This is a genomic window from Enterobacter sp. BWH64 (assembly GCF_001037645.1).
Taxonomy (GTDB): domain Bacteria; phylum Pseudomonadota; class Gammaproteobacteria; order Enterobacterales; family Enterobacteriaceae; genus Enterobacter; species Enterobacter hormaechei_C.
The window spans coordinates 2,170,617-2,183,804 of the sequence record NZ_KQ089922.1 but is presented as its reverse complement, the minus strand read 5'-3'; the positions used below and the strand labels follow the sequence as shown (position 1 = coordinate 2,183,804).

General features: G+C 49.1%; 12 protein-coding genes. 1 reads left to right on the top strand and 11 read right to left on the bottom strand.

From position 1 onward, the window contains the following. Positions 1-213: 213 nt before the first annotated feature. The 4 genes from SK50_RS10325 to SK50_RS10315 all read right to left on the bottom strand — a co-directional run bounded on the left by SK50_RS10325 (position 214) and on the right by SK50_RS10315 (position 4,609). Positions 214-1,140 carry an RNA-guided endonuclease InsQ/TnpB family protein gene (locus SK50_RS10325; RefSeq protein WP_048229388.1) on the bottom strand — a complete coding sequence of 309 codons (927 nt, stop codon included), beginning with the start codon at positions 1,138-1,140 and terminating at the stop codon, positions 214-216. Between the two features lie 148 nt (positions 1,141-1,288). Continuing rightward, positions 1,289-2,755, bottom strand: coding sequence for a flagellin N-terminal helical domain-containing protein (locus SK50_RS10320; protein ID WP_048229387.1), 1,467 nt, complete (start codon positions 2,753-2,755; stop codon positions 1,289-1,291). Between the two features lie 767 nt (positions 2,756-3,522). After that, the gene (locus SK50_RS23845; RefSeq protein WP_032665393.1) at positions 3,523-3,945 is read right to left on the bottom strand and encodes a hypothetical protein; all 423 of its coding nucleotides are present in this window, start codon (positions 3,943-3,945) and stop codon (positions 3,523-3,525) included. Positions 3,946-4,060: 115 nt separating this feature from the next. Next, a complete protein-coding gene (locus tag SK50_RS10315; RefSeq protein ID WP_045350188.1) occupies positions 4,061-4,609 on the bottom strand; it encodes a recombinase family protein in 549 nt (182 codons plus the stop codon). Between the two features lie 157 nt (positions 4,610-4,766). Here SK50_RS10315 and SK50_RS24140 point away from each other — a divergent pair, with 157 nt between their 5' ends. Next, a complete protein-coding gene (locus tag SK50_RS24140; RefSeq protein ID WP_255353954.1) occupies positions 4,767-5,516 on the top strand; it encodes a phage tail fiber protein in 750 nt (249 codons plus the stop codon). Here the strand turns inward: SK50_RS24140 and SK50_RS10305 are convergent. The 7 genes from SK50_RS10305 to SK50_RS10275 all read right to left on the bottom strand — a co-directional run bounded on the left by SK50_RS10305 (position 5,494) and on the right by SK50_RS10275 (position 13,188). Next, positions 5,494-6,789: a phage tail fiber protein gene (locus SK50_RS10305; protein ID WP_048229385.1), complete on the bottom strand. Its 1,296-nt coding sequence runs from the start codon at positions 6,787-6,789 to the stop codon at positions 5,494-5,496. The two genes, SK50_RS24140 and SK50_RS10305, sit on opposite strands and share 23 nt — an antisense overlap. Before the next feature lie 59 nt (positions 6,790-6,848). Then, entirely contained in the window at positions 6,849-7,082 is a 234-nt protein-coding gene (locus SK50_RS10300) for a phage exclusion lipoprotein Cor (protein WP_017694300.1), read from the bottom strand. 107 nt (positions 7,083-7,189) lie between these two features. Next, entirely contained in the window at positions 7,190-7,861 is a 672-nt protein-coding gene (locus SK50_RS10295) for a hypothetical protein (protein ID WP_048229384.1), read from the bottom strand. Beyond that, on the bottom strand, positions 7,862-8,176 hold the full coding sequence (locus SK50_RS10290; protein WP_048229382.1) for a hypothetical protein: 315 nt from the start codon (positions 8,174-8,176) through the stop codon (positions 7,862-7,864). A 41-nt stretch (positions 8,177-8,217) separates the two neighbouring features. Further along, positions 8,218-11,763 (bottom strand): TipJ family phage tail tip protein, encoded by a 3,546-nt coding sequence (locus SK50_RS10285; protein WP_048229380.1) that lies wholly within the window; start codon positions 11,761-11,763, stop codon positions 8,218-8,220. A 51-nt stretch (positions 11,764-11,814) separates the two neighbouring features. Further along, positions 11,815-12,444 (bottom strand): tail assembly protein, encoded by a 630-nt coding sequence (locus SK50_RS10280; RefSeq protein ID WP_048229378.1) that lies wholly within the window; start codon positions 12,442-12,444, stop codon positions 11,815-11,817. Positions 12,445-12,477: 33 nt separating this feature from the next. After that, the gene (locus SK50_RS10275) at positions 12,478-13,188 is read right to left on the bottom strand and encodes a C40 family peptidase (RefSeq protein ID WP_048229376.1); all 711 of its coding nucleotides are present in this window, start codon (positions 13,186-13,188) and stop codon (positions 12,478-12,480) included.

The following is a 13,188-nucleotide window of genomic DNA, read 5'->3' as shown; positions in this document are numbered from 1 at the left end:
CGACGAATTTTTACTTTATGAATTATATACAAAAATCACCAATTAGTATTGGACCAGACGTTGACATTCTCAATGACATCCGAGATTTTTGCTTCAACAGAAGTTAAAAAAACCTTCCTCCACAAACTGAAACGACATGCCCTGCCGCCAATAATCACTTTGATTTATATTAAAAAACGAGTGAAAAATCTCTCAAAGGATATTTAATAAATACTAAGCATCCAGATGAATTATTTTCCCACCTAACCATTCCTGTTTATACAATAATTGCCTAACAAGTTCGTATCTCATACTTGTTGCAATGTTATTTTTATCCGATACAAAATTCTTTACGTTAACCACTTCCACAACTGCGTGTTTTTTGCATATTGTCGTAGTTATCTTATGTATAGCATCCAGTCTGAAACTACCTGACTTTAATCTTATTTTGTCAATTTTCTTTTTATTTTTCAGCCAATTGTTACTGTTTTTAACTTTCCTACTTAACTCTTTATTAAGACGTTTTATTTTTTTTTCATCAACTAGACTAGTAAATTTTTTGACTGAAAGATCGCCCCCCGTGCACAGGGTAACATATCCATCATTGAGTAAAATTCTTGTCTTATCAACTGATGAATGAACCGGATTAGAAACAACCTCCTCAGTATTAAAACTTATGTACCACTTATCAAACTTTCTTGACACTGTAACATTTTTCAAATCTCCAGTGATTGCACGACTTTTACGGTACTTAACCCATCCTAATTTAGGCAATGATACCAAACCTTTTTCTTGGTCTAATCTAACTCTTTGGCATGGGACTCTAAAGGAATCACTGCGGCCTTTCTTTTTGAATCGAGGATACTGTGATCTTCCTGAAAAGAAATTCTGAAAAGCCCTATCGAGATCACGTAATGATTGCTGTAAGGATTGAGATGGACAAAGTTTAAGCCACTCCAACTTATTATCATTTTTCCACTCGACTAATAAAGGTGCAAGTTTATTATAGTTCAGGAACGGCTTGCCGTTATTATAGTTTTCGCTTAGGAGAGCAAGGCCTTTATTATAGACAAAACGGCAGGCACCAGCAAAAACCAAAACGTCAGAAATCTGACTTTTACTTGGTTCAAGCAGAAATTTAAATGCCTTTTTTTTGATCATAATAAATCCTATAAGAACAACAAAATCACTGAAAGCATCCTAAGCTAAAAGTGATAATTACTATCAGTGGATTTAGCCACAAAATACATCTTTATTTATTCAATAAAAAAAACCCTGCACTGGCAGGGTTTCGTATATAGGTATTGGATTAGCCTTGCAGCAGAGACAGAACCTGCTGAGGAACTTGGTTAGCTTTAGCCAGAACAGAGTTACCTGCCTGCTGAACAATCTGAGCTTTAGACATGTTGGACACTTCGGTCGCATAATCAGCGTCCTGAATACGGGACTGCGCTTCAGACAGGTTAGTAGTGGTATTGTTCAGGTTGGTTACCGCAGAATTCAAACGGTTCTGTACAGCACCCAGAGAAGAACGGAATTTGTCAATCTGAGAAATAGCCTGATCGAGTTTTTCCAACGGATTCGTGGTTGCTGTGGAAGCCACTGCGGTTAATGCTGCACCATTTTTGAAATCGTGACCGCTGACTTGATCTGCTGCATAATTTTTACCGCCCACATTAACAACGGCAGTTTGTTTATCAACTCCACCTAATTCAACAGCACCAGTAGCAGTTGCACCAGTGGAATCGGTGTATTTAACAGTGTTAACATCAATGGTGGTATTATCAGCACCGTTGTAGTCAGTCTTATACAATTTACCATTGTAAGAAATTGCATATCCAGCGTCAGTGACATTACCTTGAGAATCGGTAGCTGAAACTTTAACTAAAGAAGTATTCGCACTCGTCGCACCTGTAACGTTAGCACCAACGAGAGTCGCGGCTGCAGCTGTAGTATTAATTGCCGTACCAGTTTGAATTTCAGTTACAGTACGGGAACCTACAGGAATACTACCTACAGAGGTCCCTAATGTTGAACTACCTGCTGCCGCTGTTACTTCATGGACACCATTCTCCGATGAATTCGCCGAACCCGAGATTGTTGTATAGTACTTACCAGTTATGTCATCGAAGGATACGGCAGATGCAGTTGCACCTGCACCTAAAGTAGCAACGTCGATTGCGCCAATAGCGGTACCAGAATCGGCGAAACTACTTTTGACAGCAGTAGTTGTTAATGTTGAGGAATTCTGAACATTAAATCCTGATAAACCTAATGTTGAAGAATCGATCTTTTGTAAATCAATATCAATAGTCTGCCCATCATTAGCACCAACCTGGATAGACATTGTCCCGTTTTTGGCCAGTACGTTCACGCCGTTAAACTGAGTCTGACCAGATACTCGGTCAATTTCACTTAAGCGGGATTTGATTTCATCCTGGATGGAAGTCAAATCTGAATCGGAGTTGGTACCGTTCTGCGCCTGAACAGTCAGTTCACGAACACGCTGTAAGTTGTTGTTGATTTCGGACAGTGCGCCTTCGGTTGTCTGCGCCAGAGAGATACCGTCGTTTGCGTTACGTGCAGCCTGAGTCAAGCCTTTGATGTTAGAGGTGAAGCGGTTAGCAATCGCCTGGCCCGCTGCGTCGTCTTTAGCGCTGTTGATACGCAGGCCTGAAGACAGACGTTCGATGGCTGTAGACATTGCCGACTGGTTTTTATTGATGTTGTTCTGAGTGATCAGCGAGAGGCTGTTGGTATTAATGACTTGTGCCATGATAGTAATTCCTGTTTGACTGAACTTAATTTAAGTATACGGCTTCCACCATTAGGCTCCTGCGCCGCTATGTTCACTATCGGCAAAGTACTCTGGACCTTTAGAAGAAAAAGTGAAAAATCGTCCCCATCTACTTTCAGACACCAAGCGAAAGAGGACTGTATGCTTGTGATGCATTGTGATAAGTTCGTTCCCCCCCCTCAACCCACCACGATAAAGCCACATAATTCAATATGTTGAGCGTCGTAAGTAAACTATCTCGTTTGACAGGCCGGCTCCCTCTTCTAAACCTCTAATCTCTTCATTTCTCAGCACTCAACAAGCCAACATAACCCCATGCTCCGATGATAAGACCTATACAAGGCAAAAATGCTTAGCTACCTCATCGGACGCCACCTTGGTTTATCTGTCTTTTTTAGTAGGTGTTTGAAAGATGGTTTTACATTACAGTTATTCTCTGTCTAATACATGAACCGGAGATTTGTTCAATGAATGTTTCTGCCCATTTTGTTATAGTCTTAAACCTTGCATGCGCTGCTTTATTATTCACTCTGCTCAATGCCCGGTTTGATTTATTCTGATCAGGATCTCATTTTACTTACTTGAAATCCCTCCTAAGATTCATGCAAGTACATTTCTTAAATCCGATCGAGTAGTCAATCGACAATCATCAGGGAGAATAATGACTTGATAAAGGACGTGCTCATAGACCATCGCCCTAACCTTCCATACACAGGTGGGTATGTAGTGTATGAACCCCCGTCCAACTAGTTCCTTCCGATTACCCTTAAAGCACTTTTCATGGTGATGTTTTTCCTTGTTACATATTTGGATGCTTGTTTTAAGGCATTATTCATTGCTATTACAGTCACAGGTCTAGCCAGCCCTTTAACTCGATTTGATCTACTCTGGAAAACATAAATATCAGAAGGATTGCAATCCTTTCTGTACGCAATCAACTTAGAAAGCATTAAATTTAATCTAATTGTTCGTGGCTCAAATTTTGGAGTTCCAGCCAAGTGCAGCATGTCATCTTCGATATCGGAATATCTAATAGTAATAACCCTGCTACCTTCAGCACGGAGAGAAAATAATGTTAACCATAAGTCTGCCCATGTTGATGAGATCTTAGACAACCCAAAGTGAATAGCCCTGAACTCTTCAGGTGTTATAGAATCTGTTTTTGCCATGAAGACCGCCAATGCTCAACCTAACCACTTACCAACATTTCAACAACTTTATTACATTCCTTCAATACTTTATTACGAAAATTGGATTAAATGTTTAAAATTTTTTCCTCTGCCACTACCGCGCCGGAAATTTCTTATACAAGGTGCACACCGCAACGTCGTAAATAATCGCCACCTGCTTTCTGTCCACTCCGTTTGCGATCAGCCTGCCAGCCTGCGTCCATTGCTCAGGGGTTAACTTTGGCCGTCTGCCGCCTATGCGCCCTTTCTCCCGGGCTGCCGCCAGTCCTGCCCGGGTGCGTTCCACGATTAACTCCCTCTCCATCTCGGCCAGGGCTGACATGATGTGGAAGATGAAACGACCCATTGGGCTGGAAGTGTCGATGCTGTCCGTAAGGCTTTTGAAGTGGATGCCGCGCTGCCGGAGTTCGTCCACCAACAGTACCAGGTTCCGCATGCTTCGCCCGAGGCGATCCAGCTTCCACACCACCAGCGTATCGCCCTCATTCAGCGTTCGCAGAAGCTTTTTAAGCGCTGGCCGGTTCGCTACCGTCCCGCTCATTTTTTCCTCAAAAACCTGTTCACATCCTGCGCGTTCGAGAGCTTGTCGCTGAAGATCTGTGTTTTGGTCATTTGTTGACACCCTTACGTAGCCAATTTGCATATTTTTCACCCAATATTTTCTGCAAAAAAATCAGGTGAAGTTATCGGCATGGCTGCCGCAGGGCAATCTATAAAACGTCGGTTTAGGAAACAGCGCTACACGAGATGTTGATAGTCAGTTTGCCCCAGGAATTTCGTACCTTAATGGCGCCGCTGTAATGGCGCAATGTCATCGTGATTATCGCAGTCTCGCCTCTTACGACGCTATAGCCCAATATCCTCTCGGTATGTCCTTCGGTATTCAGTCCGGTGGCAATGCGTGGGGAGGAGGTAGTGGAGTAGATACATATACGGGCATGCTAACGCTACGTGGGTGGCATGATCCGTCAGGTGGTGGCTATGTGTCGTGGCAGCTTGCCTCAACCTCTCAGGGGCTCAAGTATCGTCAGGGTAATGGAACAATTCAGGGCAATGCTAACGTCGGGTTCTCCACGACGCATACCCTTTATTCGACGCAGAACACTACAAAAGCCAGCGACGGAACTCTTAAGGCAGCATCCCCAGTAGTTAAGCTTTTTGCAGACGGTTCGTTTGAAACTAATGACGAATCAGAAGGCTGTTCTGTAACTCGTTTGAAAGCCGGAGAGTATCTGATCGAGGGCTGCATGGGTATGAATTCAGATGCGGCGTGGGGTGGGATTGATGGTGGCTTCGATATCCCTAAAGATCGTAATGGGCAGGCCCTAATCTGGCTTGACTATGAGGTTAATGCCGACGGATCAGTGCTCGTGAAAACATTCCACCGGGAATACCCGTCAGCACCGATATTTGCGAGGAACTCACGGGAAGGTTTCGTGGATGGCGAACCGGCCGATATTCCGGCCGATCAGTTTGTCAGTGTCCGTGTAGAGATGCCGCAAAACAGTATCTGGAATCAGCGTGCAGCTATGGCTGAAGTTTCTGATTGATCATCTGATTAAAGGCAGAATCATCAGGGATATCCAAGCGAACATCGATCCAGCTGTTCACCGGCACGTCCATCGGTTCCCCTTTTGTTTTGACGATCTCCCCTTCATCGCTCAGCATGTATTTTCGCTTAAACAGGCGGATAGTCAGCCCACCGCTTTCTGCCTGCTCTGCTTCAACAATCCCAAGCTCTCCCATGCCGCCAGGGTCCATTGGCGGCAGCAGCTGCCAGCCTTCTGATGCCAGGCCATCCGAACCGGTAAGAATATATACCCCAACATCCAGCCGAGAGATTTTGATCCCTTCAGCCTCGGCGTTCGCCGTACCGCAGCCGCACCAGGTGAAGCCTACTTCGTCAACATCGGTACGCTGGTTCTCGTTCTGAGATTTCACGATTCTGGCCACCGGCGAAGCTGCCTTAAGCGTGCCATCTGATGCCGTAGTGGTGTTCGCCGAGGAATAATAGACGGCCCACGGTGACCAGTTATTAAGATATCTTCGACGTGATGCCATTCGATTATCAACTGTTAGCTGTATTTGCGATACATAACCTGTGCCATCACCTCCCCCCACACGTACGCCAGTTATCATGGTGGAATAGGGGTCATAATAATTAGAACCGCTGGCACCAGGGCCAGAACTAAAACACGAGAAAGTTACGTCATTTGCATTTAAAGTGGCGTCAGACGCATTCAGATTTGTTCTGCCTAATCCAAAGTCACCAACTTTCAGAACCCGACCTAGAGTCATATCAGTTGATGATGTGGTTAGTGCGGCTGTTGCGGCACTTCCCAAACCGAGGTTTGTGCGAGCATCAGCGGCATTCGTTGCCCCGGTCCCGCCCTGCCCAATCGGGATAGCTCCATTACTCCCCTTCTGCGCCAGCTTACCGATCGCCGGAATAGTTACACGAGTGCCGTTGATGGTAACGGTGATGTTCTGGTTTGCTGAGGTGGTGGCGAACGTCTCCCAGGCGCCGATGTTCTCGTCGTACTCGTTGATGAGCTGAGACATGCTCTGCGCCAGGCCGTCGACCGAGAGACTATCAGTAACAAGAATGCCGTACTTCTGGCCGCTCAACGCCGGAGAAGCGGCAGGCGTAACCGTCAGTGACGTCGCACTGTTGATGGCTGTGATCTGAAACATCTGTACCGGGTTAGAAAGAACAAACAACGTCTGGCCAACCCGAATCTGACTGGCTGGCGCCGTCCAGTTCGTGCCGGTGCCGGTTGCGGTGTTTCCGTTAATGGCGATGGTGCCAGTGTTATAAAGCATATTTTCTCCAGGCAATAAAAAACCCCGCCGGAGCGGGGTTTGTTTTGAGACAGAATGAGTTATTGGCAGGTGGTGCTGGTGAACGTGTTGGCGCTCACCCAGGTCCAGTTAAAGGGATAACCGGCGCGGTACTGTGTCTGATTGTTTTGTTTACGGACTCCGTAGATCTGGACGCTGCTTTCCTGTCCGCCGACCAGGGCTGTTCCGGTGCATACGGGTTGCTGCTTCTCAATAACGCCAGCGCAACCGGAGAGCAATACCGCTACCGCCAGGCAAAGAATCATATTTTTCATAGTGGTTATATCCCAGGGCATTCATGAAGCTACACAATAACAATATGAATCAATGGGATATAATTGATTTGGTAGATCAATTATTCGAAATTGATCGTTCAAAACGATCAATCATAGTTGGCGCAGTTGATGGCCATAATCACGTTCCTCAGATTCGAATACGTAACGTTCTGAAGGTTACCGCCGGGGGTTGTCTGCGGCCTGGCGAATATCCGCGTATTGCTTCCCTCAAGTTTTGCCATGCTCTTGTATATGGCCGAGTAGGGCTGCGGTTGACCGCCAGCCGATACAACCCCGGTAATTAGTCCCAGCATGGCAGGCATGCAGGCCCACTTCCCCGCCAGAGTTGTATTGATGTTGTATCCTGAGCTGGCATCCACCCCGGCGGTACCGAGGGTGACAACATCGCTCAGCGTGCGCGTTTCGTTTGTTAAAATCAGCGTCCCTGATGCATCCCACACAGCCAGCCCGTAGTCTGGCTTTGTCTGCGGGAAAATAGAGAAAAAATAAACGTACGCTGTGCCGGTTGCATTCGGTCTGAAAAAATCAATCGTGATGGTGTTCCCGCTTATCGTCTGAGTTATTTCGACCTCAACCGTGCAATGAACGAAGGCGACAACAGGCTGACCTGCGGGGAATGTGTGCGTCACTTTGGTATTGAACCCCGATGTTCCCTGAAGTGCCGCTGTCTTTCGCGCCTGAAGAGCGATTGGCGAGCTGTTAGCGGTCACCCATACTTCCCCGCTCGTGGTCGTCAGTAAAACGCCATACTCCGCCATTTATGCCCTCTCGATCTGGAAAATGAGATAAGCCGCTGCCGCAGGCTCAGTCCCTGCTGAGTAGTCGGTATCGCCTACTGCTGACACTGTTGCTGTTCCCCCCAAAATGGTGATCTTCCTCCGACTCGTACCAAACTGATCGCCGTTCATGCTCTGAAAATAGGTCAGCCTACAACCCGGTGGAAGCGCTACGGTGTAAGAGCCTGTTTTCTGGTTCTGGGCCAGCTGGAGATAGCCACAAACGCTGACAGGCTTAACGCCATAGTTGTTTACCTTGCCTGAGGCGTCCCATGTCTGAACTCCATATTCCGCCATCCAGTCCTCCTGAAAAAAGAGGCCCCGTAAGAGGCCTCCCGTTACCATGTTCCCGTGATTCTCCCGATCTGCACCCTCAAAACATTCCTGGAGTCCCGCACGCTGATTGTCTGGTTTGTCTGTTTCATGGCCCCCTCACCAGCTGTCGAACCGTAGTTCTCAAACGTACCGCCCTTATCCAGCCTCCACCCGACTGAGCCAGCAACATAGTTATTGGACTGGATGTAGTTGCCGATCTTGGCGTTGCTGATGGTGCCATCACCTATCAGCGCGTCTCTGATGAACACCTGCCCGTTCTGAATAACGAACGGAAGCGTAACGGTCGCTCCGGCCTGGTGAGTAACAGCGAAGCGGTCAGCCAGGAAGATAACCTGCGACTGCATGCCGGACGGCGTATTCTCTACACCGATCCCCATCCCTGCGGCGTAGTACTGGCCATTGCTGGATAACCCGACCTTGATGCTGTACATCGCCTTCAGATCCCCGTTAACGTTCGCGATGGCCTGAGCGTTAGTGGTAATGGCTGACGTATGCCCGTTGATGGTCGCTGTGATGCCGTTTATCTGCGTGGCCGTGGCCTGCTGGTAATCGGAAAACGTCTGGTTCAGGCTGTTGATGGATGCCTTGTTGCCGTTCACGTCAGTTTGCAAACTCAGCAGCGAACGCGCCGTTGCCTCCTTCTCGTTGACGATCACCTCATCAATGCGGTCCAGCTGCGCGCTGTTACCGGCGACCGATGCCGACAGCGTTTTGCGCGCGGCCACCTGCGCCAGATTGCCCTGAATAATCGCGATGGCGGAGTTCTTCACTCCCCCCGCCATGCCGTCCACAGACACGTTGATGCTATCGATACGCTGACCCAGTGCGGTATCGGCCGTCGCCACTGTCTGCTCAAGCTCGTTCAGAGAAGAAGACACATCTCCGACCTTGCTCGACAGGTTTGTAACGTTGGTCTGAACCTTTCCGATATCCTGGGCATTTTGGGCAATTTTCTGCGCCTGTTGCTCCAGTTCGTCGTTGGCCTGTTTGATGTCGTCAGCCATGCCAGCAATTTTTTCATTGCTGTCCACCGCGTTCTCGATCAGGTCTTTGAACGTATCGGAGCCTTTCATGTCCTCCAGGATTGCATCGGTGATGTCGGATACATCGATGCTGGCCTGCCCGCGCACAAAGTCTGTATACCCTGATTCGTTTCCGCTGCGGTCCACCAGCTGCGCGCGGTACCAGAAAATTTGCCCTGCCTTTAGGCCCATCTGCTGATACTTGCGCTGCGGAAAGGGTACGTCTGCCAGCAGCATCACATCGTCTTCCGTCCCGGTCAGGCTGTACTGAATTTCCGTCTTCAGTGTGTCGTCGGTATTCGCGGGGAATCCCCAGCTCAGCTCAATACCGAATACCACGTTTTCAGAAGCGATGAAGCCGACCGGCTTCGGTGGATTGCCCACTTTCCCCGTCAGCGTTTTCTCTTCTGAATAGCCCCATCCGGACGAGATTTCTGCGGCATTGATTGCGCGCACGCGCACCAGGTAGCGCCCTGCATAAATCCCGGGGACGTCGAATGACGTGGTGGAGCTGCGCGGCACGTTAACCCAGTTCCCGTCGTTGCGGCGCCATTGCGCTTCATAGGCGATAGCGTTCTGCGCCTGGTCCCAGCTCACGCGCATCGTTTCGACGCTGATATTTTGCTGTACCACAGAAAACGAGCTGATCACGATGTTCGCAGTCGGCGACTGGTTGCCCGGCGGGATCACGCTCACCGGCCGCTGGTCAATGATGGCTCCCGTATCAATCCGATCGAATTTATCCGGATCGTGATTTGCACCGACGATTGTGAACGTGCCGTCATTATTATCAGTTACCGTAATAACGCGATACTGCTGTGCGTAGAGCTCATCAGACTCAATGACCCATACGGCCTCAGCCACAGGCGTTTCGCTGTAAGCGGTCGTAACGGTTACTTTATTGCCCCTTATCGACTGGATGGTGCGTGACTGCGAAACCCCTGATGGCAGATTGACAATCATCCTGTCGCCCGAAGATGCATCCGGTGCCCTGTCCAGCGTCAAAACACGACCATTCACCGCAGAAACACGGCCGCCAAGGTCACGTCCGGAAAGATTTCGGTCGGCTACAGCAATTACATAGCCAGGCTGTGGAATGTTACCGTCTTCCCCTACATTGAAAGTAACAACGCGATCTTTGTTATTGGTGAGGATCCCCCATCGCCCCTTTCGGTTCGCCTCCGATTGCCGGGTACAACCAATAGCTGTTATCTCAAGTTGATTAAAACCATAACGCGAAACCAGCGCCTGTTCAAAAACAGGTTCCATCGCATCAGAATAGGCGTTATCAGGATCAGACCAGGATACGAGCGCATTGGTATAACGGTTCTTTGTGGTGCTGCTGGAATAGGTAAACCGGCCATCGATAACGTTCGCATGCGTGTATGTAAAATCAACATCCCTCGGCATGTCCGCCAGCGCAACAATCTGGTCGTCGCCCCAGTAGGTCATCCCGCGGAAGATAGCAGCAAAATCACGCAGGACCGTATAAGCGTCGTTGCGTTCCTGAATGTAGACGTTGCAGGTATAACGTGGTTCGGTGCCACTTCCGCCTTTGCCATCCGGCACCATCTGATCGCAATACTGTGCAACCTGGTAAAGTGTCCATTTGTCTATGTTCGCTGTTGTGAGACGATCCCCAAGCCCGAAACGGTCGCTAACCACCAGATCGTAGAATATCCACGCAGGGTTATCTGTCCAGGCCCATTTGAATGTCCCAAGCCACGTACCACTATAAGTTCTTGTTTCCGGATCGTAAGTATCCGGTACGCGGATGACACGACCACGTGGTTCACAGACAATTTGGGGAATAGAGCCATTGAACTGGCTGGAATCAAACTCGATGTACAACAGAGCTGTGTTTGGATAGCGCAGTTTGGCATCGATGACCTCTGTATAACTTTGGAGCGTCATCGTGTCGCCAATTTTGGCACTGTTTGCGTCAGCGGTAATTTTGCGCAGTCTGATGGTCCAGGTGTTGCCAGCTTTCGGTAAATCGATGCGATGGCTGCGTTCATAACCGGATGTGGTTTTCCCGGTCACATTAGTATCAAGGACCTTTTGCCAGCTGCCACCGTCCGTCTGAAGCTCCACCACATAGTTGATGGAATACCCTACCAAATCCCCGTTATCTTGCTGTTTGAAAAGAGATGGCCACTTCAGGCGCAGGCGAACCGCTGAAAGCTGCGTATTGGTGAAGGTATGCGTCCAGGCTGTTTCGCTGGATACTTCGGTACCGACGCTGATTTCATTTTCTGTGCCAGGTATCCCCTGAATGTAATCCTGAGCCTGTGTCCCTGGGCGAAACTCCCACACGACACCGCTGAAGTTCTCGGAACCATCAGCGTTTTGTAAAGGTGTGCCGTCAAGATAGATATCCCTCGCGGTCAGCCCACCAGCAAACTCCCCTTCGCCGAGAACCATCAGGATTTTCGCTTTCGCAACGGACTGGAGATCATCGGGCTGCTCGACAGGGGTGCGGGAATTCGAACTGCCGCCTTTACGTCCGGTAATTGTTTTAGCCATATCGCGCCCATAAAAAAACCACCCGAAGGTGGCCTGATTGACAAATATTTGTTATTGCTGGTCTTCTACGTAAATCCCGGCAGAGGCAACAGCGCCGCCGATTCGCCGTTTACCATAGAGAATGGGGACAGGGTTTCCCTGAGAGGTTGTGTTCGTCACGCCACCAAATGCATAGCTGGCGCGGTTATCTGCTGATTGCTTGCTGGCTAGCCCGGTAGTCTGGGGAGAAAGCATCTGGACTACGCCGCCGATCGCCATTGATGCCCCAATCCCCGCCACAGCTCCCCATCCACCAGCGAAAGCGGTACCACCAATCCCGATCGCGGCCCCTCCCGTGACGAACGCAGCAACAGCGACAAGAGCAACCCCGAGGATTGTCTGAAAAACCCCGGCTCGCTTACTGCCGATGATCACTGGCGCGATGCGGATTTCCTCTGTACTCCTGTCCATACTGAGTTCATCGTTTACAAGGTTTCGTTTCCCGCTGAATACCGCATAAGTTAAACCTCGTTGCTTACTGGTATTAAGGAAACGCTCAAAACCCGGCACGATAATGCTCAGGGCGCGGATGGCCTCTTTTGGTGAAGCTACTGATAAACGATATTCACGCCCGAAGGTGGCACCTAGCACGCCGTACAATCGAATTGTGCGGACAGGCTCAACATTGAGTAATGTAGCCATTTTTCCCCCATAAAAAACTGTCACAGGCGGTTATCAGAAACAGTCTTTAAACCGCAATATTTTCATTGTGCGCTCAAGCCAATAACCGCCATAAGGAACGCGCTGGCTCAGATGCCCATAAAGGTGATGCAGTAGCATGTTACCTTCCAGCAGAATCCCCGCATGATTCCACTTATCAGCCTGAACCTGCATGATCACCATATCGCCAGGTTTCGGCGGCCCGACGAATTCACGGAATCCGCACTCGTACCAGCAATCCTGATAGAAGTTGTCCGGATAGTCGTTTTCCCACCAGGGATAATCAACCCGGTAATCGTGGAGTTCGATACCATGCGTTTGCCGGAAATAGCTCATTACCAGCCCCCAGCAGTCGAAGTGACCAAGCACAAAAGGACGCTCCAGCAGCGGCAGCTCTCCGCGCGGCTGAATGGTGCGTAAATCCCCCTCTGGCCAGCTCACGATATGCCAGGGTAAAAGCGTTGAGTCGCATTGCGCTTTATCCAGTTCGCTCGGCTGCGTAGTGGCGTCAGGGTGGCTGTGAACGATGGCGATCACCGTACCCCAGTCCTCAGCAACTGCGTAATCTTCCGGGCAGAGGACAAAATTTTCCTCCGGTGCCGCGGCAAGGTTCCGGCACGGGAAATAACGTTCAACACGACTTTTTTGCGCCACCACACCACAGCACTCACGAGGATATTCAGCGGCAGCGTGCGCCATAATCGCATCAATGGTTTTCTGGCGCAT

Coding starts and splice junctions, on each gene's coding strand:
- SK50_RS24140 (WP_255353954.1), top strand. CDS start 4,767: ATGGCGCAATGTCATCGTGATTATCGCAGTCTCGCCTCTTACGACGCT.
- SK50_RS10320 (WP_048229387.1), bottom strand. CDS start 2,755: ATGGCACAAGTCATTAATACCAACAGCCTCTCGCTGATCACTCAGAAC.
- SK50_RS23845 (WP_032665393.1), bottom strand. CDS start 3,945: ATGGCAAAAACAGATTCTATAACACCTGAAGAGTTCAGGGCTATTCAC.
- SK50_RS10295 (WP_048229384.1), bottom strand. CDS start 7,861: ATGGCGGAGTATGGCGTTTTACTGACGACCACGAGCGGGGAAGTATGG.
- SK50_RS10280 (WP_048229378.1), bottom strand. CDS start 12,444: ATGGCTACATTACTCAATGTTGAGCCTGTCCGCACAATTCGATTGTAC.
- SK50_RS10290 (WP_048229382.1), bottom strand. CDS start 8,176: ATGGCGGAATATGGAGTTCAGACATGGGACGCCTCAGGCAAGGTAAAC.
- SK50_RS10285 (WP_048229380.1), bottom strand. CDS start 11,763: ATGGCTAAAACAATTACCGGACGTAAAGGCGGCAGTTCGAATTCCCGC.
- SK50_RS10325 (WP_048229388.1), bottom strand. CDS start 1,140: ATGATCAAAAAAAAGGCATTTAAATTTCTGCTTGAACCAAGTAAAAGT.
- SK50_RS10315 (WP_045350188.1), bottom strand. CDS start 4,609: ATGCAAATTGGCTACGTAAGGGTGTCAACAAATGACCAAAACACAGAT.
- SK50_RS10305 (WP_048229385.1), bottom strand. CDS start 6,789: ATGCTTTATAACACTGGCACCATCGCCATTAACGGAAACACCGCAACC.
- SK50_RS10300 (WP_017694300.1), bottom strand. CDS start 7,082: ATGAAAAATATGATTCTTTGCCTGGCGGTAGCGGTATTGCTCTCCGGT.
- SK50_RS10275 (WP_048229376.1), bottom strand. CDS start 13,188: ATGCGCCAGAAAACCATTGATGCGATTATGGCGCACGCTGCCGCTGAA.